25 protein-coding genes are annotated in these 21654 nt (G+C 65.8%); 14 read left to right on the forward strand and 11 right to left on the reverse strand.

Annotation, left to right across the window (positions count from 1 at the left end):
• Positions 1 to 235: 235 nt before the first annotated feature.
• The 4 genes from ACIQ42_RS04915 to ACIQ42_RS04930 all read right to left on the reverse strand — a co-directional run bounded on the left by ACIQ42_RS04915 (position 236) and on the right by ACIQ42_RS04930 (position 5197).
• Positions 236 to 1426, reverse strand: coding sequence for an acyl-CoA dehydrogenase (locus ACIQ42_RS04915; protein ID WP_397421090.1), 1191 nt, complete (start codon positions 1424 to 1426; stop codon positions 236 to 238).
• Between the two features lie 42 nt (positions 1427 to 1468).
• Positions 1469 to 2293 carry an enoyl-CoA hydratase/isomerase family protein gene (locus ACIQ42_RS04920; RefSeq protein WP_397421092.1) on the reverse strand — a complete coding sequence of 275 codons (825 nt, stop codon included), beginning with the start codon at positions 2291 to 2293 and terminating at the stop codon, positions 1469 to 1471.
• A gap of 59 nt (positions 2294 to 2352) precedes the next feature.
• Positions 2353 to 4491, reverse strand: a complete 2139-nt coding sequence (locus ACIQ42_RS04925) for a TonB-dependent receptor (protein WP_397421093.1) — start codon at positions 4489 to 4491, stop codon at positions 2353 to 2355.
• A 79-nt stretch (positions 4492 to 4570) separates the two neighbouring features.
• Entirely contained in the window at positions 4571 to 5197 is a 627-nt protein-coding gene (locus ACIQ42_RS04930; RefSeq protein WP_397421113.1) for a PepSY-associated TM helix domain-containing protein, read from the reverse strand.
• A gap of 97 nt (positions 5198 to 5294) precedes the next feature.
• On the opposite strand from ACIQ42_RS04930, the gene ACIQ42_RS04935 reads away from it, so the two are divergent.
• The gene (locus ACIQ42_RS04935; protein ID WP_397421094.1) at positions 5295 to 5468 is read left to right on the forward strand and encodes a hypothetical protein; all 174 of its coding nucleotides are present in this window, start codon (positions 5295 to 5297) and stop codon (positions 5466 to 5468) included.
• A gap of 7 nt (positions 5469 to 5475) precedes the next feature.
• Here ACIQ42_RS04935 and cysQ read toward each other — a convergent pair whose 3' ends face one another.
• Entirely contained in the window at positions 5476 to 6243 is a 768-nt protein-coding gene (gene cysQ / locus ACIQ42_RS04940; RefSeq protein WP_397421096.1) for a 3'(2'),5'-bisphosphate nucleotidase CysQ, read from the reverse strand.
• Positions 6244 to 6360: 117 nt separating this feature from the next.
• Between cysQ and chpT the strand changes: the two genes are divergently transcribed.
• From chpT to ACIQ42_RS04965, 5 genes are all read left to right on the forward strand, one after another.
• Positions 6361 to 7014: a histidine phosphotransferase ChpT gene (gene chpT / locus ACIQ42_RS04945; RefSeq protein WP_397421097.1), complete on the forward strand. Its 654-nt coding sequence runs from the start codon at positions 6361 to 6363 to the stop codon at positions 7012 to 7014.
• Between the two features lie 67 nt (positions 7015 to 7081).
• Complete coding sequence (locus ACIQ42_RS04950) at positions 7082 to 7462, forward strand: PleD family two-component system response regulator (protein ID WP_397421098.1); 381 nt, start codon at positions 7082 to 7084, stop codon at positions 7460 to 7462.
• Positions 7459 to 8253: a CheR family methyltransferase gene (locus tag ACIQ42_RS04955; RefSeq protein WP_397421099.1), complete on the forward strand. Its 795-nt coding sequence runs from the start codon at positions 7459 to 7461 to the stop codon at positions 8251 to 8253. The genes ACIQ42_RS04950 and ACIQ42_RS04955 overlap by 4 nt, the downstream gene beginning before the upstream one ends.
• Positions 8254 to 8612: 359 nt before the next feature.
• A complete protein-coding gene (locus ACIQ42_RS04960) occupies positions 8613 to 9446 on the forward strand; it encodes a diacylglycerol/lipid kinase family protein (RefSeq protein ID WP_397421114.1) in 834 nt (277 codons plus the stop codon).
• Positions 9447 to 9448: 2 nt separating this feature from the next.
• Entirely contained in the window at positions 9449 to 10231 is a 783-nt protein-coding gene (locus ACIQ42_RS04965; protein WP_397421115.1) for a metallophosphoesterase family protein, read from the forward strand.
• Positions 10232 to 10233: 2 nt separating this feature from the next.
• Here the strand turns inward: ACIQ42_RS04965 and ACIQ42_RS04970 are convergent, their stop codons facing one another.
• From ACIQ42_RS04970 to ACIQ42_RS04990, 5 genes are all read right to left on the reverse strand, one after another.
• Positions 10234 to 10569, reverse strand: a complete 336-nt coding sequence (locus ACIQ42_RS04970; protein WP_397421100.1) for a hypothetical protein — start codon at positions 10567 to 10569, stop codon at positions 10234 to 10236.
• 59 nt (positions 10570 to 10628) lie between these two features.
• Positions 10629 to 10940, reverse strand: coding sequence for a hypothetical protein (locus ACIQ42_RS04975; protein ID WP_397421101.1), 312 nt, complete (start codon positions 10938 to 10940; stop codon positions 10629 to 10631).
• Positions 10941 to 11046: 106 nt separating this feature from the next.
• Positions 11047 to 12261 carry a CaiB/BaiF CoA transferase family protein gene (locus ACIQ42_RS04980; RefSeq protein WP_397421102.1) on the reverse strand — a complete coding sequence of 405 codons (1215 nt, stop codon included), beginning with the start codon at positions 12259 to 12261 and terminating at the stop codon, positions 11047 to 11049.
• A complete protein-coding gene (locus ACIQ42_RS04985) occupies positions 12258 to 13541 on the reverse strand; it encodes a serine hydrolase domain-containing protein (RefSeq protein ID WP_397421103.1) in 1284 nt (427 codons plus the stop codon). Before ACIQ42_RS04985 ends, ACIQ42_RS04980 begins: the two co-directional genes overlap by 4 nt.
• 30 nt (positions 13542 to 13571) lie before the next feature.
• On the reverse strand, positions 13572 to 14546 hold the full coding sequence (locus ACIQ42_RS04990; RefSeq protein WP_397421104.1) for an NAD(P)H-dependent flavin oxidoreductase: 975 nt from the start codon (positions 14544 to 14546) through the stop codon (positions 13572 to 13574).
• 189 nt (positions 14547 to 14735) lie between these two features.
• Between ACIQ42_RS04990 and ACIQ42_RS04995 the strand changes: the two genes are divergently transcribed.
• The 7 genes from ACIQ42_RS04995 (at position 14736) to ACIQ42_RS05025 (ending at position 19774) form a co-directional block, all read left to right on the forward strand.
• The gene (locus tag ACIQ42_RS04995) at positions 14736 to 16037 is read left to right on the forward strand and encodes an enolase C-terminal domain-like protein (protein ID WP_397421105.1); all 1302 of its coding nucleotides are present in this window, start codon (positions 14736 to 14738) and stop codon (positions 16035 to 16037) included.
• Between the two features lie 7 nt (positions 16038 to 16044).
• On the forward strand, positions 16045 to 16881 hold the full coding sequence (locus ACIQ42_RS05000; RefSeq protein ID WP_397421106.1) for an amidohydrolase family protein: 837 nt from the start codon (positions 16045 to 16047) through the stop codon (positions 16879 to 16881).
• Positions 16878 to 17612, forward strand: coding sequence for an SDR family oxidoreductase (locus ACIQ42_RS05005; protein ID WP_397421107.1), 735 nt, complete (start codon positions 16878 to 16880; stop codon positions 17610 to 17612). The genes ACIQ42_RS05000 and ACIQ42_RS05005 overlap by 4 nt, the downstream gene beginning before the upstream one ends.
• Complete coding sequence (locus tag ACIQ42_RS05010) at positions 17600 to 17737, forward strand: hypothetical protein (protein WP_397421108.1); 138 nt, start codon at positions 17600 to 17602, stop codon at positions 17735 to 17737. The genes ACIQ42_RS05005 and ACIQ42_RS05010 overlap by 13 nt, the downstream gene beginning before the upstream one ends.
• A gap of 62 nt (positions 17738 to 17799) precedes the next feature.
• Positions 17800 to 18480, forward strand: a complete 681-nt coding sequence (locus ACIQ42_RS05015) for a fumarylacetoacetate hydrolase family protein (RefSeq protein WP_397421116.1) — start codon at positions 17800 to 17802, stop codon at positions 18478 to 18480.
• The gene (gene maiA, locus ACIQ42_RS05020; RefSeq protein ID WP_397421109.1) at positions 18480 to 19124 is read left to right on the forward strand and encodes a maleylacetoacetate isomerase; all 645 of its coding nucleotides are present in this window, start codon (positions 18480 to 18482) and stop codon (positions 19122 to 19124) included. The genes ACIQ42_RS05015 and maiA overlap by 1 nt, the downstream gene beginning before the upstream one ends.
• A complete protein-coding gene (locus ACIQ42_RS05025) occupies positions 19124 to 19774 on the forward strand; it encodes a carbonic anhydrase (RefSeq protein ID WP_397421110.1) in 651 nt (216 codons plus the stop codon). Before maiA ends, ACIQ42_RS05025 begins: the two co-directional genes overlap by 1 nt.
• Before the next feature lie 3 nt (positions 19775 to 19777).
• Here the strand turns inward: ACIQ42_RS05025 and ACIQ42_RS05030 are convergent, their stop codons facing one another.
• Positions 19778 to 20731, reverse strand: coding sequence for an isopenicillin N synthase family dioxygenase (locus ACIQ42_RS05030; protein WP_397421111.1), 954 nt, complete (start codon positions 20729 to 20731; stop codon positions 19778 to 19780).
• A 189-nt stretch (positions 20732 to 20920) separates the two neighbouring features.
• Between ACIQ42_RS05030 and ACIQ42_RS05035 the strand changes: the two genes are divergently transcribed.
• Positions 20921 to 21631, forward strand: a complete 711-nt coding sequence (locus tag ACIQ42_RS05035) for a CoA transferase subunit A (protein ID WP_397421112.1) — start codon at positions 20921 to 20923, stop codon at positions 21629 to 21631.
• Positions 21632 to 21654: the final 23 nt, after the last annotated feature.

The following is a 21654-nucleotide window of genomic DNA, read 5'->3' on the forward strand; positions in this document are numbered from 1 at the left end:
CAGCGGCGGCGGCGAAGCTACCGGCCTGTCGGGGTTCAGCGCCGTGATCGATAACTTCGGATTTTCAATCACGCAATGAAGCACCCTGATGCCTGGGGTGAAAGCCATCTTCAGGCGGCGGCGGCTATTTCCGCTTCCACTGCATCCGGCATGGCCGCCGCTGCGGTGATCTCGCGCAGTAGATCAGCCGGTGAGATCGGCTTGCCGACCACGCGGTCGCCCAGTTAGGCCCTGCTCAAAACGCACTCTCGCCGGTGATCGCGCGACCCAGGATCAGGGCATGGACGTCGTGGGCGCCTTCATAAGTATTGACGGTCTCAAGGTTCGCCGCATGGCGCATGACGTGGTACTCGCCGGAAATTCCGTTGCCACCGTGCATGTCACGGGCGACCCGGGCGATATCCAGCGCCTTGCCGCAGTTGTTGCGCTTCAACATCGAGATGGCCTCGGGGACCCAGGCGCCCTCATCGATCAGTCGGCCAAGCGCCAGCGCCCCCTCAAAGCCCAGGGCGATCTCGGTGGACATGTCGGCCAGCTTCTTCTGCACCAGTTGGCGCGAGGCCAGGGTGCGACCAAAGAGGCTGCGGCTCGACACATAGTCCCGCGAGGCGTGCATGCAGAACTCTGCGGCGCCCATCGCGCCCCATGCAATTCCGTAGCGGGCCTTGTTCAGGCACGAAAACGGACCGCGCAAACCTTCCACGTTGGGGAGAATGGCGTCGTCGGACACAAACACATCGGTGAGCGAAATCTCGCCGGTCACAGAGGCCCTCAGGCTGAGCTTGCCGAGGATCTTCGGGGTCTCGAATCCCTTGATCCCGCGATCCACGAGGAAGCCGCGGATCTTGCCGTCGAGTTTGGCCCAGACGAGCGCAACATCACTGACCGGGCTGTTGGTGATCCACATTTTCGCACCGTTGAGCACGAAGCCGCCAGGAACCTTCTTCGCCACCGTGCGCATCGAGGCCGGGTCGGAGCCGCCGTCGGGCTCGGTAAGGCCGAAGCAACCGATGATCCGTCCAGCCGCCATGCCGGGCAGGTACTTGCGCTTCTGCTCCTCCGAGCCGAAGGCGAAGATCGGATACATGACCAGCGAGGACTGCACGCTCATGGCCGAACGGTAGCCGCTGTCGATCGCCTCGATCTCACGGGCGATAAGGCCATAGGCAACGTGATTCACCCCGGCGCAGCCGTACTCTTCCGGAAGCGTGGGACCCAGAAATCCAAGCTCGCCCATCTCGGTCATGATCTCGCGGTCGAACCGCTCGTCGGCATAGGCCGAGACCACCCGGGGCAGCAGCTTTTCGCGGGCATACTGGCGCGCGGCGTCCCAGACCATCCGCTCATCTTCAGACAGGCGCGACGACAGGTCGAGGGGATCGTCCCAGCGGTACGTCTTCTGCGGGGCGCCAGCATCGAGCGGCATTGGAAACTCCTGTCAGATCGGTGGCGGGCTGATAGCGGGTTTTCAGGTCCCCGTGTAGACGCCTTTGCGCTTCTCCAGGAAGGCTGCCCGCGATTCCTTTGCGTCATTGCGGGCGCGGCCCACGAAATCGAGGCCAAGCGTCTCGAACCGAAGTGCAGAGGCGAGGTCGCAATCGACGTTGTGCTGTAGCACGCGTTTGGACATCCGAAGCGCTAGCGGCGGCCATTGGGTCATCTCGTCGGCGTAGGCGACCGCTGCGTCCAGTAGCTCAGTCGCCGGCACGATCCGGTTGAGCAATCCCAGCCTGAGCGCCTCGTCAGCTCCCACCGCCCGGCTGGTGAAGATCATGTCGGCGGCGGCGGCATAACCCACAACGCGCGGCAGGAAGAAGCTAAGCCCTGAGTCCGGCGACAGGTTGCGCTCGATGAAGACGCTTTTGAATCGAGCCAGTTCCGAGCCGATCCGAACGTCACAGGCCAGCGCAGTCGACAGACCGGCGCCAGCCGCAACCCCGTTGATGGCCCCGATCACCGGCTTGTCGAAGCTGGCCCACATGGTCGCCCACCGCCCGACCCAGCCCATTTCGTCCAGCTTGTCGTTCTGCGCCGGGCGAATTTGACCGCCCTCGGACATGACAGCCGCGCCTGCCGCCAGATCGGCCCCGGCGCAGAATCCGCGCCCCGCGCCGGTCAACACCAGGGCGCGGAGATCGTCGTCGGCGCGAACAGTGGTCAGAACGGCCTCGACCTCGGCGCGCATGGCGGCAGACAGGGCGTTCAACCGGTCAGGATTGCTGAGGGTCAGAACACCCACATGCCCGCGTCGATCGAATGTGGTGAACTCAAGAGCCTGCTGAACATCCGTCATTGAAAGCCTCCCTGATGTGTTGGCCCTACAATCGCGCCGAACTGCCTGACAGGAAAGGGCTAGAAGCTGACGTCCACCGAAGCCCGGACCGAGCGGGGTGTTCCGAAGAGGATATTGTTGTCGCCATGGCTGGTGGCGGCATAGCGGTTGTCGAACAGGTTCTCGACGTTGATCTGACCGCGCACACGCTCGTTCACCTTCAGGAACACGGCGACGTCGGCGCGGGTGAAAGCCGGCAGGGTCACCGCGTTTGAGATCGACGCAAACCGGGCGCCCTGGTGGATCAGGCCCAGCCCCACCGACACGGCCGGGGTTACGTCGTAGCGATTCCACAGTGAGAACGTCTGTTTCGGCACCAGCGCCACATCCCCACCGGCAGGGGCGGCGGCGGTCGCGCGACGGATCTGCGCCTCCTGCAGCGCATAGCCGCCGGCGACCTCCCAGTGGGACGAGAGGCGACCGGCGATGCTGATTTCAAGGCCCCGGGACCTCTGGGCGCCGGTGAGCACCAACTGGCCAGGTCGCGCCGGATCGGGGGAGGTGGTATTGTCGCGGTCGAGTTGATAGAGCGCGGCCGTCACGAGCAGGTTGGGGTTGATCTCCCACTTGGTGCCCACTTCAAGGTTTTCAAACGTCTCGGGTTTTAGCCCTTCGGTGATTGTCGTGAGGGATGAAAACTGATCACCCGACGCGGGCAGGTACGAGACGCTGTAGCTGCCGTAGATCGAGACGGGCGTCACGGGTTTGTAGACAAGGCCAAGCCGTGGCGACCAAACTCCGTCGCGACGGCTGAAATCCCGCCGACCGATCACGTTCGCCCGGCGATCCTGGACCTCCACCTCGAACTGGTCATAGCGCAGGCCAGCCAGGAGCTGCCAGTGCGACGTCAACTCGACCTGGTTCTGGACATAGGCTGCGGCCACGGTGGCCTTGACCCGATTGCTGGCGTCTGCGCCCGCGGTGGAATACGCAATCGGAAGTCCGCGTCGTACGGGATCATTAAAGGGGTTTCCGGTCAGGGTCGTCGGGCCGTTCGCAGCGCCGAAGCGACCCGTCAGGCGCAGGTTCTCGGTGCGCTGGCGACCAAACTCGAGCCCCGCCAGGATCGTGTTGGACATGCCGCCCCATGTGGTCTTCCAGACGACGTCCGTCTGGTTGAACAGGTTGTCGCGAGGGGAGATGTTCCGGTAGGCCTGCAGGGGATAGGTCGCTGGCGCCCCGTTCGGACCGGCCACGGCCGCACCGCCCGGGAAGATGTTGTCGTAGGTCTTGGCGTAGTCGCCATAGACGGTCCGGTTGCGGAGCGTCAGGTTCGCAGAAAGCTCATACTCCATCGCCAGATTGACCAGATCGACGTTGGTCGTGCTGTAGCTGCGCTCCGGATCTCCGAAGAAGGCGCTGCGCGGCGCGGGAGACGGGCGGCCGTTGAACGACGGAACCCCGCGATCGGTGGTCCGGTCATCCTCGAAGTGTTCATAGGCTATCGAAATGGTCAGGCCGTCGGCAGTGCGCCAGGACACCGAGGGATTGATCCCCCAACGTTCCAGATTGACGAAATCCCGGAAGCTCTCTGAGCGCTCGAAAAGGCCGACCACGCGCCCGGATAGCCCGCCATCCATGGTCTGGCTCATATCCAGGGTGAACCGGCGGTGGTTCCAGGATCCCAGTTCAGCCGACAGCTTGCGCTCATCCGAGCCATCGGCGGTCTTGGTCACCCGATTGATCACGCCGCCGCCGCCGCCGCGCCCGAAGATCATGGCGTTGGGGCCCTTGAGCACCTCCACCCTTTCAACGTTGTAGAGGTCGCGGATGTACTGGACGTCGTCACGCACGCCGTTGACGAAGAAGTCTGCGGTGGTGGCGTTGCCACGGATGGTGGGCGCGTCCCGATGCCCCTCGCCCTGCCCGACGCCCACACCGGGCACATAACGGAAGACATCCGAGAGGTTCTGGATCGACTGGTCGCGGATCAGCTGGTCCGTGATCACGCTGACCGACTGGGGCACATCGCGCAGGGGCGTGTCGGTCCGGGTCGCCGTAGACGTCCGGGATGCGCCGTAGTCCATGTCGCGCCGGGCCGTCACGACCAGGGCGGAGACTTCGGGAGCCTCAGCGCCTTCGGATTGCGCCGGCGCAACCCCGAGGACCAGGATCAACGGCGCGAGGGTCGCGGCGACGGACAGGCGGGAGTGGCTCATGAGCTGGCGGACCGGAAAAGCATTGCAACTGAGAAGCGTTCTTAGGACGTCGCACCTGGATTGGCAATGCGAATGATTATCAATAACGACTTCGGGCGGCGTCAAACGCCTTTTCGGCCAAACTGGCGGCGCGCCTGGGCCACCAGAGCCAGAGGCCGGTCGCCGACGATACGAACATGGCCCAGCCCAGCCAGCCCACCCCCTTGCGACCGACCTCCGGGATCAACAGCGTGCCGTGAACCCGGTACAGGACCGTGCTGAAGCCCCGCGCCGTCTTGGCGGTGTCGGGCACCCGGGCGGTCGGCGGATCAATCCAGGCATTCAGGGTTCGCGGCCTGCCGCCCGGCCCCAGTTCTCCGGTCACCCGCCCAACAGCCGCGACCGGGTCTCCGGCCTTCTGTGGCAACCGCACCTGGGTGAGGATCGCGCGCGTTCCGAAGGCTGCCTGCGCGGCATCAGCATGGGTCTCGATCGGCTCTGCAACCCTGGCCCCGGTAACAGCGTATCTCTCAGCATAGAGCTCACGGTCGATCTGATCGTGCCAGACCAGGACGGAGCCGGTGACACTCAACGGGATCAGCGCCACGAGCAGACCGACGCCCAGCCACAGGTGGACGGTCAGCCAAACGCGCCGGAGGGCTGCAAGCGGTGTCAGGGTCAGTTTCCCAGAGGCCCAGAATCTGACCGCAGGAACTGCTAATGTGATCGATTCTCAAAAATGGACTATGGCCTTTCTGCGCCCTTTGCCGGCCTTGGATGTTGAGTCTTCAGTAACCCTCCAGGCGCAGGCTTCGACTCGCGTCATGACGATTCTGAAACCCTTCCTGATGTTGGCGAGCGTCGCCTTCGTGACCGGGTTTGCCGGGTATCTGGCTGTGTTGAGCCTTGCGGCGCCGATCACGCCCGACGACTACCGGCACGCACAGACACCGGCGGCCTCCACGCCGGATGACTGGAACATCGGCAAGCGCATCTAGGCGGAGCTCAGCCCCCGCGCGCGACGAACCAGCCATTGCGGAAACCAGCGTCCGCCTTGCCATATCCGAACGGCGCGCCTTCGGGGGTCAGGAAGGTTCCTCCGGCTGCCTCAAGCACGGCATGACCAGCCGCAACATCCCATTCCATGGTCGGCCCATGGCGTGGATAGATATCTGCCGAGCCCTCCGCGATCCGGCAGAGCTTGATCGAACTGTCCATCGGCTCCCGATGATCGAACCCGTATTCGGCGATCAGCTTCTGGATCGTCTCGTCCTTCATGGTGTGGCTGACCAGAGCAATGGCCTCGCCCTTTGGCCATGGTCGCACCTGCACCGGCGCGGAGGGGCCGCCCCGGGTTCGCTTCAGTACCCCGCCTTTGTGTGTATACCAGGTCTCGCCGGACGGCGGCGCCGACACAGCGCCCGCAACGGGGCGACCATCCTGGATCAGGCCAATGTTGACGGTGAAGTTGGGGTCGCCCCGAACGAACGCCTTGGTGCCGTCCAGCGGATCAACGAGAAAAAATCGGGGGCCAATGGCGTCGGGCGTGCCGAACTCGCTCGCGTCCTCCTCCGAGATCACCGGAATATCGGGAAAACGCGCTGCAAGACGCTCCAGGATCAGGACCTCGCCGCGCTTGTCAGCTTCGGTCACGGGGCTCTCGTCGGCCTTGTGCGTCACGGTCAGGCCCGAGCGCCAGAGCGGCAGTATCAGGGCGGCGGCGGCCTCGCAGATCTCGGCCAGCACCTGACCCACGTCGTTGTCTTCGCTCAACTCACCCTCGGCGTTTTCATTCGGGAAGCGCCGAACGGCGACCTCGCGGCTTGATGGACTTCGTACAGACACCGTAGCGTTTGCCCAAGGCGCAAATCGCGCCAAGCTGGCGGCGCCATGACTGACCCCGACAACACCGCCGTGATCCGCCCCGCCGAGCTGGCCGCCTATCTGGCCGCGCGGATGTGTCATGACTTCATCAGTCCGGCCAGCGCCATCAGTTCCGGCCTCGACCTGCTGGAAGACCCTTCGGCGCAGGACATGCGCGAGGAGGCCATGGGCCTGATCGCCAGTTCGGCGAAGAAGCTGGCTGACCAGCTGTCGTTCTGCCGCGTGGCGTTCGGAGCCTCGGCCTCGGCAGAGACCTTTGACGTACGGGAACTGGAGAAGCTGGCGCAGGGCGCTTTCGCCCACATGCGTGCGACCTTGGACTGGCATGTGGACACGCCGGCCGTGAACAAGCCAGCGGCCCGGACCCTGCTCAATCTGGCCCAGATGGCGGGGGCGGCGTTACCCACCGGCGGGATTGCGCGGGTGCGTGCGGTTCAGGAGGCGACCTCCCTCGTGATCGCCATTGAGGCAGAAGGGCCCCGCGCGCGGCTGCGGCCCGAGGTACTGGCCGGGCTGCGCGGCGAACCGCAGGGCGAAGGCCTCCACGGTCACTGGGTACAAGCCTATTACGTGCACCTGTTTGTCACCGACGCGGAAGGGCGGGTCTTCGCCGATGCGCAGGCCGAACGGGTTGTGTTCGCCGCGACCTTGCCGACCTAGCCCCAACACCCGGCGTTAACCCGGCCGAGCGACAATCCGGACCCACGCATCCGGAGTTTGTCCGCCCTTGAAAACCTGCCTCGTCGTCGACGACAGCCCTGTGATCCGCAAGGTGTCGCGCCGCATCCTCGAAGACCTCGGTTTTGAGGTCGCCGAGGCGGCGAACGGCGTTGCGGCGATGGCCTGGTGCGACGCGATGATGCCGGATGTTATCCTGCTGGACTGGCGGATGCCCGAAATGGATGGCCTGGAAGTCCTGCGCCGTCTGCGCGCATCGCGGGGAGGCGACGTCCCGCAGGTTATCTTCTGCAGCGGCGAGACCGAGATCGAGCGCATTCGCGAAGCCCTCGACGCCGGAGCCGACGAGTACATCATGAAGCCGTTCGACGGCGCGATCGTAGCCGGAAAGCTCCAGAGCCTCGGCCTGTTGCAGGTACGCGCAGCATGATTCAAGCCCCGGACCGCGCCTATCTGGCCGCTCTTTGTCTGGCGCGTGCGGGCCTGCGCGTAGACCCCGATAAGTCTTATCTGATCGAAAGCCGGCTGGCGCCCGTGGCGCGTCGAGAAGGTTTCGTGTCGCCCAAAGGCCTCGTCGGCGCGTTGCGCGGACGGAGCGATGACCGGCTGGCATGGGCTGCGGTCGAAGCCATGGCGATGTCCGATACCGAATTCTTCCGGGACCGCCCGGTGTTTGACCGGCTGGCTGCCGAAATCCTGCCAGAACTGGCCCGCAGCCGTGGCGGGGCGCCGGTTCGTGTCTGGAGCGTTGGGTGCGGGACAGGCCAGGAAGCCTATTCCCTGGCGATGATCCTGGCCGATTTGCCCGCAAGCGCCGGGCCCTGGGATCTGCTCGGTTCCGACCTGTCGGAGCGGAACCTGGAGAAGGCGCAGGCCGGCCTATATTCCCAGTTCGAAGTCCAGAGTGGATTGCCGGCGCGCGCCCTTGTGCGGCACTTCGAAAAGATGGGTGAAGGGTTCGCATTGTCACCACAGATCCGGCAGATGGTCCGCTGGCGGCGGGTCAATCTTCTTGATGACCTGTCCAGTTTCGGGCGGTTTGATCTGGTTCTTTGTCGCAATGTACTGAGTGGTCTTGCGCCTGAAGCCCAGACCCGGGTCCGGACGTCGCTGATGCATGCGCTTGCGCCCGGTGGCCGGCTGGTCATTGGGCTTAGAGACACCCTTGGCGGGTCCTTCAAGGCCCTGACGCCGGGCCTGGGTCTCTACGCCGCGGCCTGAGCCTCGCAAGAAGGTCGTCGACGGTTCGACGCGGAAGTCGGGAGCGTCGGTGAGGCGGTTAAGCCCCTTGCAGCGTTACTGGTCACCAAACCCTTCCAGCCTGAAACCCTGAAAGCCACCATAAGTCCGGTAGTGTTCCTTCACAGCGGTCTGGCAAAACGTCTCGCAGCATAACCGCTCGTCCGATATTCCAAGGCCAGGTTGGCGTCTTTCGTTCGAGGCCCCACATACGTCCCCGCGCCAGGCTAGGGGGACAGAGCCCGGCGATCCTTGGCCAAGGAGTCACGACACTGTCCCGGACGACTGAGACTTTCGCATCACAACTCTCGGCCGACGATCGCATCGAAGTCGTCGCCAACCTGGCCTCAGGGAGTGTCGGCCCCGACGCGCCTGCACAGCTGGCGGCGATCCTCGCGGAGTACGGCCTAGTGGCCAACATCCGGGCGCCGGATGCGGCAGATCTGATCTCCAGCCTCGAGGCGGCAGTTGCGACAGCCCCCAGGCTTCTGATCGTGCTGGCAGGAGACGGCACGGCGCGCGCGGCAGCCGAGCTCTGTGGTCTGAAGGGGCCGCTGCTGGCTCTACTTCCGGGGGGCACAATGAATTTCCTGTCTCACGCGGTCTACGGCGTCAAACCCTGGCCACAGGTCTTGAGACTTGCACTGGACCAGGGACAGCCGCGTACTCTGGGTGGTGGCTGCGTTGAGGGGCACCCCTTTCTTTGCGCTGCGATCCTGGGCTCGCCAGCCCTCTGGGCGCCCGCGCGTGAAGCCGTTCGCAAGGGCAAGATCGGGCTGGCTCTCCAAAGGGCTTGGCGGGCGCTTGGCAGATCGTTCGGCCATCGTCTGAGATATGTCATCGACGCGGGACGCCTGGACCGGGCCCGGGCCGTCGTTGTGATGTGCCCGATCGCGTCTAAAGTCATGGATGAAGACGACGGCGCGCTGGAAGCCGCCGCTCTGAATTTTCAGAACGCCGCGGAGGCCCTGCAGCTTGTCGGCAGCGCTCTGGTCGGGGACTGGCGCGAGAATCCGCTTGTCGAGAACCGACCCTGCAAGTCGATCCAGATCTGGTCTTCCCAGCCAATCCCGGCCATTCTGGATGGCGAGACCGTGAGCCTGGGCCGTATCATCGAGGCGCACTACGACCCTGCCGTGACCCGCGTCCTTGCGCCGCCCCGAAGCGTGCGGTGAAGATGTTCCGGATTGCACATCTGTCCGACATCCACTTCGGCGACGAAAACCCGGCTGCGCTGAACGCCGCAACGAACTGGCTGGGCAAGGAAGCCATCGATCTGATCGTCATCTCCGGTGATCTGACCCGCTATGCGACCCTTGCGGAATTCCAGGCGGCGGCCGCTTGGCTGGCGGGCCTGCCAGACCCCTGGCTCGTGACGCCCGGCAATCACGACACCCCCTATGTCGGCCTGCTGGAACGGGCCATCGCGCCGTTCGGCCGCTTCGAGAAATTCATCGGCCCTGCGGCAGCCCAGAGCTGGCGCGGGGCGGGCGTCGCCGTGCGAGGGGTCAACACGGCAAGGGGTCTGCAACTTCGCCTGAACTGGTCCAAGGGCGCCATTTCGCAGCGTCAGGCGCGAGAAACCGCCGACTGGTTTCAGGCCGACGATACGCTACGCATCGTGGTGGCGCATCACCCGCTGATCGAGATGATTGGCGGACCGATGTCAGCCAGGGTTCGGGGCGGTACAAGGGCCGCGGGCAGGTTGGTCGACGCGAAGGTCGATCTGGTCTTGTCGGGCCACGTCCACGCGCCATTTGTCTGGCCCTATCCAGGTGGCGATGGGAAAACCTATGCCGTCGGCGCCGGCACGCTGTCCGTGCGCGAACGCGGTGTGTCGCCAGGGTTCAACCTGATCGAGGCCGACGCTCACCAGATCAGGATCACGGCGCTGGGCTGGTCCGGAGCGGCCTATGCGCCGTCGCGTACCTGGGCGATAGACCGCCGCGAGAGCGCCTGAGGCTATTTTCGGCCCTTGGCCGCGCCGCCACTGACAAATGCGGTCACCACGGCGGCGACCACCGCCGGATTGCGGAACAGCACAACGCCCGCCACCGTCGCGGCTGCGACGGCCACCAGGGGGCGTTCCCTGGCCAGCCCCATCACCTTGTCCAGGAGGTTTTCGTCACCAGTCTTTGAAGACGACGCGGCCTTCGGGACCGCCTTGCGGGTCGCCATAGCGGCAATACTGACCGCGAACAGGGCGAAGACGCCCGCCACCACAGCCGCAGCACCTGCCGGGCTCAGCCAGATGTCAGCCACCGCGTAGACCGCGAAGGACAGGGCGACAACGCACACGCACGCCGCCGCTGCGATGGCCCCAAGAGCCGCAGCCAGAAAGAGGATGCGCCTGAGATTCAACGCCGGCCGGACGACAGCAGCAGGCCGATCAGAACGCCGAGGCCCAGCGCCAGGCCGGTCGCGGCCAGCGGACGTGCGCGAATCTGTTCGCTGGCCAGACGGGAAGCCTCATCCAGCTGTTCTGTCGCGACATCGGCATAGACCCGCGACTGGGCGCGGACCTGCTCGAGACCCTGCTGGACCGCCGCTTCAATGCGCTTGGCGGCGTCAGTGATCGCCTTCTGGGCGTCAGCACTGATCTTGGCCGCGGTTTCGGTGGCGACGTCGACAACTTCTTCGGTTTTCAGTTGGCCGGCTTTTGTTGCCATGTCCAGATCTCCAGATTGACGATTGCGCCGCCAGGTAAGGTGGGCGCGTGACCCCAACGCCCAGTTACATAGGAGGTTCCAGCCTGACCGGAAAGACTGGCGCGGCCTAAATGATGCCGCGCGCGCGAAGGGTGCCCAACTGTTCAGCGCTGCAGCCTGCACGCTCGGCGAGAACGGCGTCGGTGTGCTCACCCAGCTTCGGCCCCGGCCAGCGGACCCGGCCCGGTGTGGCGGAGAGCTTTGGAAAGGCGTTCTGCATGCGGATCGGCCCGAACACCTCATGGTCAACCGAAACGATCGAATCGCGCGCCGTGAACTGCGGATCCTGCAGCATGTCAGGTGCGCGGAACACCCGGCTGGCCGGCACGCCCTGGTTCTGGAGCAAGGTCAGCAGATCCGCCAGGGCATGGCTGCTGGTCCACTGCGCAATGATCCCGTCCAGCTCCTGCTGGTTCGCCCCCCTGCTGGCGTGATCGACGAATTTCGGATCGACCTTCAGATCGGGGCGCCCCATTGCCTCGGTCAGCCGCGCGTAGACATTGTCGCCATTGCCGCCGATCAGGATCATCTCGCCGTTCGCACACGGATAGGCGTTGGACGGCGCAATCCCCGGCAGCACCGAGCCCGAGCGTTCGCGCACATAACCTGTGATGTCATATTCAGTGATCAGGTTCTCCATCACCGCCAGCACGCTTTCGTAGAGGGCGGCGTCGATCACCTGCCCTTGGCCTGTGCGGGCCCGATGATGCAGCGCCATGGTGATCCCCATCACCGCGTGCATGGCCGCCAGGCTATCACCGATGGAAATCCCCGCCCGCGCCGGCGGCCGGTCGGGTTCGCCGGTCACGTGCCGCAGACCGCCCATGGCCTCGCCGATCAGGCCGTAGCCGGCCCGCTGCGAATAGGGGCCGGTCTGTCCGAAGCCGGAGATCCGGGCCATGATCAACCCGGGATTGTCTTTCGACAGTACGTCGTAACCCAGACCCCATTTCTCCATGGCACCGGGGCGGAAGTTCTCGATCACAACGTCGGCCTGCGAGATCAGGGTCCTGGCGATCGCCTGACCCTCCGGCGTTCGCAGGTCCAGCCCCACCGACTTCTTGTTGCGTCCGATCACCGGCCACCAGGGCGACAGGCCGTGCGGCAGGCTGCGCCCCCACTGGCGCATGGGGTCTCCCACCTTCGGATCCTCGACCTTGATCACCTCGGCGCCAAAGTCGCCCAGGATCTGGCCGCAGAACGGACCGGCGATAAGGGAGCCCATCTCGATGACCACGAGGTCAGCGAGCGGGCCGGCGAAGGTGGGAGTCGGGATAGTCATGCGGTCGCCCTCCGGCGTTGGGTCAGGAACCAGACCAGCAGAAACACCGCCGCGAACGCCCCCGCGGCCCACAGGCCCGCGCGGACGAGGGTTGACCGTAGCTCCATGACCACGGTCAGGGAATCGACTTTCCCGACAGACCAATAGACCCACTCCCCGGCCAGCTTCGTGGCCAGGCTGCGATTTCCGGTTTCCAGAAGGACGATGCCGTCGCCAGTTGCAGGATCGAGCCGCGCCGACGTGTTGATCGCCGGACGGTTACTGCCGTCATGGCCGATGACGAAATCGCCGGACCGGTTCGGCGCGTAAAGCACAACGCCTGAGCCCCAGACATCGGCGCCGTACTGCTGAGCCTGGGGCTTGCGCATCGCGACCAGGGTTTCCGGACGCAACACGCCGCGCCCGACAGGCTCGCCGGCCGGGCCGGGCCGGTGCGCAGCGATCAGACGAGCCATATCCGCCGCGGAAGTGAACAGCGACGTCGCAGCCAGGGCCGTGTATCGCGGCAGGGGCGTCTTCGTCCCTTTCGCATCGAAATTTTCGGCAACGTTCTTCGCCCCGTCTTCCAGCAGAAAGGTCGACCCGGTCATGCCCAGGGGAGCCAGAACGGCGTCGGTCATGTAGGCGTTGAACGTCTGGCCCGAGACCTCCTCGACGATCAGTTGCAGCAGGGTGTAGCCGCCGCCGGAGTATTCAAAGGCCGCGCCCGGCTCATGGCCAACCCGTGTCCTGCCATCCGAGCCGGGATCGGCATCGGCCGCGCGGGTCAGCGAAGCCTCCAGGGATTGCACCGGCGTCCCGGGAGCAAACCCGCCATATCCCAGTCCGTCCGTGAGACCCGCGGTGTGGCTGAGCAACCGACGCACCGTGACCTTGCTGTTGTCGAATTCACTGGCGGGTAGTTGCCAGCGGGTCAGATAGGTCGAAACCGGCGCGTCCAGGTCGATCTTGCCCTGCTCGACCAGGGTCATGATCCCCAGGGCGGTGACCCACTTGCCCATCGAGGCCACCTGAAACCGGGTGTCGCGATCCACGGGTGCGCCTCTGGAGACAAACACCTCGTGGACCGGCTGGCCCGCCTTAACCAGGATGAGCGCCGCGTTGCCGCTCGTCTCTGCCCGGAGCAGCTTGGAAATCGCGACAGCGAAGCCTGCATCGTCGCCGAACGACGCCAGGGGCTTGCGGCCCCATCCCTCCAGCGCACCGAACACAATGATGGCGGCGCAGGTCAATGCCGCCAGCAATGCCGCGGCGAATGACAACGCTATGCGCCGGATCATGCCCGGAAATTCAATGCGGCCTGCAACCCGTTACGCCACCATGCGGGCATTGCGCTGCATCACCGCCTCGGCCTGGGCCATGATGTTGCGGACCACCTCGGCGCAGGTGGGGATGTCATGGATCAGGCCCTGGCTCTGGCCGGTGGACCAGATGCCGCCGTCCATATCCCCGCCCTGCATGACGTTGACCCGGCCGCGCACGCCGGCCACCAGGTGCCGGACATCCTCGATGGTCTTGGTGGGATCCTGCTGGATCTTGACCACTTCCTCCGACACCGCGTTGCGGGCGACGCGGGACGTGTTGCGCAGGGTGCGGTTGGTCAGGATCGTGTCGCGCTCGGTGTTTTCGACGATCTTCTGTTTCACGTTGTTGTGGATGGCGGCTTCCTGGGTGGCCATGAAGCGGGTGCCCATGTTGACGCCCTCGGCGCCCAGCGCCAGCGCGGCGGCCAGGCTGCGGCCGTCGGCCATGCCGCCGGATGCGATCACCGGGATATCCAGCTTGTCCACCGTGGCCGGGAGCAGCACCACCAGTCCGATATCGTCCTCGCCGGGGTGGCCCGCGCATTCGAAACCGTCGATGCTGATCACATCCACGCCAAGCTGGGCGGCGGTCACGGCGTGACGCACCGAGGTGCATTTGTGGATCACCTTGACGCCGGCTTCCTTGAAGTCGGGCATATGGGCGACCGGGTTGCGACCGGCGGTCTCGACGATCTTGCAGCCGCTCTCGATGATCGCGCGCCGGTACTCGTCGTAGGGGATGGGGGTCAGCGACGGCAGAATGGTGAGGTTCACACCAAAGGGCTTGTCGGTTTCGTTCTGCACCCAGCGGATCGCGGCTTCCAGCTCCTCGGCCGTGGGGTAAAGGTGGGCCACGATGAAGCCTAGGGCGCCGGCCTTGGCCACGGAGGCCACCAGCGGCGCATAGCCAACGCCGGTCATGCCACCCATGACGATAGGCGTGTCGACGCCGAACATTTCGGTGATGCGTGTCTTGATCATGATGTTCCGTCCCTGTTCTGCCACTGCAGGGTTGGATCCCCTCAGCTGTCGAAACCCAGATTGCGCCGTTTCCGCTACGGCGCGCTAGACCCGTTTTTCGGTGACGTGCGGCGGGCGCCTGGCGTTGGACGGAAGGGTCAGACGCGGCCATAAAGGAAGGTGACCTGACGCTGGACGGAGGCGGAGGCCTTGACCCTCACCCTTGAACGTATCGAAGCCTTTGACATCCGCTTTCCCACCTCACGCTGGCTGGCCGGGTCGGACGCCATGAACCCGGACCCGGACTATTCGGCGGCCTATGTGGTGATCCACACCAGTCGGGATGACCTGAAGGGCCACGGCTTCACCTTCACCATCGGCCGCGGCACCGAGCTTTGCGTGGCAGCAATCCGGCTGTTGGCCCCGATGCTGGAGGGCCGGTCGCTGGACGAGCTGGTGTCGGACATGGGCGCGGTCTGGCGCAGGCTGGCGGGCGACAGCCAGCTGCGGTGGCTGGGTCCCGAAAAGGGGATCGTGCACCTGGCGCTGGCCGCCGTGGTCAATGCGCTCTGGGACGTCTGGGCCCGGGAACAGGGCAAGCCCCTGTGGCGGCTGGTGGCGGACATGTCGCCGGAGGAGCTCGTCCGGGTGATCGATTTCCGCCACATCACTGACGCGCTGACTCCCGCCGAGGCCAGGGACATCGTGGCGCGGGCGCAAGCCGGGCGCGGTGCGATGCGACCGATCCTGGAGACCCAGGGCTATCCGGCCTACACCACCTCGGCGGGCTGGCTGGGCTATCCTGACGCCCAGATCCGCGAGCTCTGCGCCCAGGCCGTGGCGGAGGGTTGGGGCGCGATCAAGATGAAGGTGGGCCGCGACCGGGCCGATGATGCGCGACGCTGCGCCATCGTCCGCGAGGCCATCGGTGAGCGCCTGCTGATGATCGACGCCAATCAGGTGTGGGAGGTGCAGGAGGCCATCGACCACGTCCGCTCCCTGTCGGCGTTCGACATCTACTGGATAGAGGAGCCGGTCAGCCCGGACGACATCCTGGGCCACGCCGCCGTCCGTCGGGGCGTGGCGCCCATCCGGGTGGCCACCGGCGAGCACGCCCACAACCGGGTGATGTTCAAGCAGCTGCTGCAGGCCGACGCCATCGATGTGGTGCAGTTCGACTGCTGCCGCCTGGGCGGGGTCAACGAGGCGCTGGCGGTGTTCCTGCTGGCGGCGAAATTCGGAAAACCGGTGTGCCAGCACGCGGGCGGGGTCGGTCTCTGCGAGGTGGGGCAGCACCTGGCCTTCGTTGACGCCCTGTCGATCAGCGGATCGTTGGAGAACCGCATGCTGGAACATGCCGGGCACCTGCACGAACACTTCTGCGATCCCATCGCCATCGAGCGCGGTCGCTACCGGGCGCCGCAGGCGCCGGGGTTCAGTACGGAACTGAAGGCCGACAGCTTCCGCGACTATGCCTTTCCGGACGGCGCGGAATGGCGCGGCGCAGTGTGAGACCGGCGTGATCCTAGACGCCCATCATCATCTCTGGGCGCCGGCGCGCGGCGACTATGGCTGGCTGACCCCGGACCTGAAGGCGCTCTATCGTGACTTTCTGCCGGAGCACCTGGAGCCGGTGCTGGCGGCGAACGCGGTCGACGGAACCGTCATCGTCCAGGCTGCGCCCACGCTGGCCGAGACCCGGTTTCTGCTGGATCTGGCCCGCGAATGGCCCAGAGCCCGCGCCGTGGTCGGCTGGATCGACATGACCGCGACGGATGCGGTCCGAACAGTGACAGACCTGGCCGCCTATCCAATCCTGCGCGGCATCCGCCCGATGATCCAGGACGAGCCGGATCCGGACTGGATGCTGCAGGCCTCGGTCGGACGGGCCCTGGCCGCCATCGGCGCGCAGGGGCTGACGTTCGACGCCCTGGTTCGCCCCCATCAGTTGGGTGCGCTGGGGAAACTGCTGGATCAGCATCCGCAGGTGCACGTGGTGATTGACCACGCCGCCAAGCCGGGGATCGAGGCCGGCGCCTTCCAGCCCTGGGCCGACGACATCCGCGCCCTGAGCCGACGTCCCCAGGTCATGTGCAAGCTCTCGGGCCTGCTCACCGAGGCCGGGCCACGCACATCGGACGCTGACCTGCGACCCTATGTGGATCACCTGCTGGCGTGTTTCGGGCCCACGCGGTTGATGTGGGGCAGCGACTGGCCGGTTCTCAATCTGGCGGGCGACTATGGCGGCTGGCTTGAACAGGCGCGCCGGCTGGTCCAGAGCCTTGGCGCAGATGAACAGGCGCAGATCTTCGGCCACACGGCGGCGCGGTTCTATGGAGTGACGGAGACCCCATGAGCGGAAGACTGGCCGGCAAACGCGCCCTCGTAACCGCCGCCGCCGCAGGCATCGGCCGGGCCATCGCACTCACCTTCGCCGCCGAGGGCGCCGAGGTTCTGGCGACCGATATAGACGAGGCTGGCCTGGCCGCCCTCGGTCCGACGCTTCGAACCCGGGTGCTGGACGTGACCGACCCGGACGCAGTCGCCGCCCTGTTCGCCGCCGAGCCCGCCTTCGACATCCTCGTCAACGCGGCGGGGCGCGTGGACGGCGGTACGATCCTGGAGGTTTCCGACAGGGTCTGGGATCTGGCCTTCGACCTGAACGTGCGCTCCATGCACCGGATGACCGCCGCCGCCCTGCCCGGCATGTTGGCCAGGGGCGGCGGGTCCATCATCAATATCGGCTCTGTAGCCTCGTCGCTCAAGGGCGTTACGAATCGGTACGTCTACAGCGCGACCAAGGCCGCTGTCATCGGCATGACCAAGGCCGTCGCCATGGACTTCGTGGGCCAGGGCATCCGCTGCAATGTGATCTGTCCGGGCACCGTCGACACCCCCTCGCTGGGCGGGCGCATCGCATCAGCCGCCGACCCGGAAGCTGCGCGGCGCGACTTTGTGGCGCGCCAGCCGATGGGCCGCTTCGGCACGGCGCAGGAGATAGCCAACCTGGCCCTCTATCTGGCCAGCGATGAGGCAACCTTCACCAGCGGCGCCGTCCATGTGATCGATGGGGCATGGTCGGCGTAGGTTTGCGCGCCCGGCATACCGAAGCCGCCACCATCAAGGCCCACAGGGCCGCCGCCATCGCCACCCTGGGTGCCAGCAACCGCGCCGAAGCGGTATTCAAGGCGCGGGAGCTGGGCCTGATCTGACGCGGACTGGCCTCACCCCCCGGGGGTTCACATCGCGCGCGCACAGGCCTAAACGCGTGGCCATGACAGGATATGTGATCCCCGCTCCGCCCCTCCCCGTCGTGCCCGTCGAGGGCGAGGCCGCCGGTTTCCCGGTTCGCCGGATCATCTGCGTGGGGCGCAACTACACCGCCCACAGGATCGAGATGGGGGGCGATGATCGCGACCCGCCGATCTTCTTCACCAAGCCGGGCGACGCCGTGGTCCCGCCGGGGCGCGACGCGGCCTACCCGCCGCGCACCAACGATCTGCATCACGAGATCGAGTTGGTGGTGGCCATCGGAACCGGCGGCAAGGACATCCCCGTCGGATCGGCGCTGAGCCACGTTTACGGCTATGCTGTAGGGGTCGACCTCACGCGGCGCGACCTGCAGAACGCGTCGAAGGACAAGGGCTATCCCTGGGACACCGCCAAGGGGTTTGACGAGTCCGCGCCGATCTCGGCGATCCGCCGCTGGAGCGGCCAGGAGCCACTCGGCCGCATCTCGCTTTCGGTGAACGGGACCGTCAAACAGGACGGCAAGGTGGCCGACATGATCTGGACCGTGGCCGAGATCATCTCGGAGGCCTCGCAGCTTTGGACGCTCGCGCCGGGCGACCTGATCTATACCGGCACCCCGGAGGGCGTCGGCCCGCTGGTCTGCGGCGATGTGGTCGAGGGCGAGGTCGAGGGCGTGGGTGCCCTGACATTCAAGATCGTCTGATGCCGCTGACGCTGCACAGCGCCTGGCGGGCGAGCGCGCCCTACCGGGTCAGGATCGGGCTCGCTTTGAAGGGTGTGGCGTATGAGTACGCCGCCCTCGACCTGCTGGCCGGCGACCAGCGCGGGGCGGCCTATCGCCTGGTGAACCCGCAGGGACTGGCGCCGGCGCTGGACCTGGGCGACGGTCAGGTCCTGACCCAGAGCCTCGCGATCCTGGAATGGCTGGAAGAGACGCGACCGTCGCCGCCGATCCTGCCACGTTCGGCGCTGGACCGGGCCACCGTGCGCGCCATGGCCAATATCGTGGCCTGCGATATTCACCCTCTGAACAACACCCGGGTGGGCGCGCGCCTGAAGACGCTGGGTGTCGGCGACGAGGCGCTGGTGCGCGACTGGATCCAGCCCTGGATCCGCGAAGGCTTCGACGCCCTTGAGCCGATGGTCGCCCGCCATGCGGGCATGTTCGCCTTTGGTGACAGCCCGACGATGGCCGATTGCTGCATCGTCCCGCAGGTCTATTCAGCCAATCGCTTTCAGCTGGATATGACGCCCTGGCCCGCCATCGCCGGGGTTGCCGAGCGGACCGCCATGCACCCGGCGTTTGCCGCCGCTCACCCCAGTCGCCAGCCGGACGCCAAGACCTGATGCAAAAGACCCTCGAAGACCTCAAGGCCAAGAACCGCGCCTGGGCGACAGCCAAGACCGCGGTCGATCCCGGTTTCTTCAAACGCCTGGAGGGCCAGCAGGCGCCGGAGTACCTGTGGATCGGTTGTGCCGACAGCCGGGTTCCCGCCAACGAGATCGTGGGCCTCGATCCCGGCGAGCTGTTCGTGCATCGCAATGTCGCGAATCTGGCTCCGCCGCAGGATGCGAACTACCTGTCGGTGCTGCAGTTCGCCGTCGAAGTGATCAAGGTGAAGCACATCCTGGTGGTCGGGCACTATGGCTGCGGGGGCGTCGCCGCCGCGGTCGACGGCAAGCGCCGGGGCCTTGTCGACCACTGGCTGCACCCGATCCGCGAGGTGAACCACGACCACCGCCACGAACTCGACGCCCTGCCCGGCGAACGGGCGCGGTGGGACCGGCTGGTGGAACTGAACGTGATCCGCCAGGTGAAGAACGTCGCTTCAGACGTCTTCCTGCGTGAAGCCTGGGCGCGGGGCCAGGCCGTGTCGGTGCACGGCTGGGTCTACACCCTGGGCAACGGGCTGGTGACGGATCTGGGGGTTTCTGTCAGCGGGCCGGAGGATCTGGCGCAGTTGATGGATCGCTCGGTGCTACCGCATCAGGACTGAAGATCAGGCCAGCTTGATCTCGCGCAACCGCTCCTGAAGGTACTCATCCGCCGTGATCGGGGTGGGGTAGCGGTCGGGATGCGCGGCATCCACGCAGTTCGGAAGGGTCTCGATCCGGTAGTCCGAATTGAAGTGCAGGAAGAATGGCGTGGAGTAGCGCGGGAAGCCGCGGCGCTCGGGCGCCGGGTTGACCACCTGGTGGGTGGTTGACGGGAGGCGGTGGTTGCAGAGCCGCTGCAGCATGTCGCCGATATTGCAGACGAGGCTGCCCGGCGGCGGATTGATGTCGATCCAGCGGCCGTCGTGGTCCTTGACCTGCAGACCCGCCTCGTCAGCGCCCAGGAGTAGGGTGATGACATTGATGTCCTCGTGGGCGCCGGCGCGGATGTGCGGGCCATCCTTCGGGACGGGCGGATAGTGTAGCAGGCGCAGGATCGAGTTGCCGAAGTCCACGGTGGGATCGAAGAATTGGCGGTCGAGGCCCAGATAGGCGGCCACCGCCTCCAGCACCTTCAGCCCCATGGAATCCAGCTCGCCGTAGAGCCAGCCGACCCGGGCCTGGAACTCCGGCAGCTCTGCGTCGGGCCAGACGTTGTCCGGCATGTGGTTCCGGAACCGGTGGCCGGGCGGCAGGTCGCGGCCGACGTGCCAGAATTCCTTGAGATCGTAGTGGGTATGGCCCTTGGCGGTCTCGACGCCGAAGGGCGTGTAGCCGCGCTGGCCCTGCACCGGCAGCTTGTACTTCAGCTTTGTCGCCTCGGGCAGGGCGAAGAAGGCCCGGGTTTCGTCAAGGGCGGCGTCGACCTTGATCTGGGGCATGCCGTGATCCGAGATCACCGCGAAGCCCCAGCGGGCGAAACTGTCGCCCAGGGCCCGGGTGAAGGCGGCGAAATCCTTCGCATAGAGTTCGAAGGAGACGGGGACGATGCTGTCCTGCAGCGCGGGGGACTGGCTCATTCCCGATCCTTTACACCGCGGCTCAGCCGGCCTCCAGTCGCCTGCGCTGTTCGGTGGCCGTCCCATCGTCGGCATACATTGAGGCTTCGGTGGTGAAGGCCTAGACGGCGCTCATTCGCGGCCGAACTTCAAGGGCTGAATCCAACATCGGCGGTTCTCAATCGACCGATTGGGGCGTATGGGGCGGCCATGGCGAACAAGGTTTCCAGAGACGCGGTCGAGGCGCTGCAAGGGCGGCTGTTCGACGGCATGACGATCATGGCCGGGGGCTTCGGCCTCTGCGGCATTCCCGAGACCCTGATCGCGGCGATCCGCGCCTCCGGCGTCAAGGACCTCACCGTGGTGTCCAACAACTGCGGGGTCGATGACTTCGGGTTGGGGATCCTGCTGGCCGGCGGGCAGATTCGAAAGATGATCAGCTCCTACGTCGGCGAGAACAAGCTGTTCGCCGAGCTCTATCTGTCGGGCAAGCTGGAGCTGGAGTTCAACCCGCAGGGCACGCTGGCCGAACGCATCCGGGCCGGCGGGGCGGGCATCCCGGCTTTCTTCACCAAGACGGGGGTTGGCACCCTGGTGGCTGAGGGCAAGGAAGTCCGCGAGTTCGACGGCGAGCTCTATGTGATGGAGCGCGGCCTGACCGCCGATCTGTCCATCGTGAAAGCCTGGAAGGGCGACGCCGAGGGCAACCTGATCTACCGGATGACGGCCAGGAACTTCAATCCGATGATGGCGACGGCGGGCAAGATCTCGGTGGCCGAGGTGGAACATCTGGTGGAGACCGGGTCGCTGGATCCGGACCAGATTCATACACCCGGCATCTACATACAAAACCTGTGTGAAGGCGCTGTATATGAGAAGCGTATAGAGCAGCTGACCACCCGCCCCAGAGAGGCAGCCTGATGGCCTGGACCCGGGATGAGATC

The sequence above is a fragment of the Phenylobacterium sp. genome, assembly GCF_044372605.1.
Classification (GTDB): domain Bacteria; phylum Pseudomonadota; class Alphaproteobacteria; order Caulobacterales; family Caulobacteraceae; genus Phenylobacterium.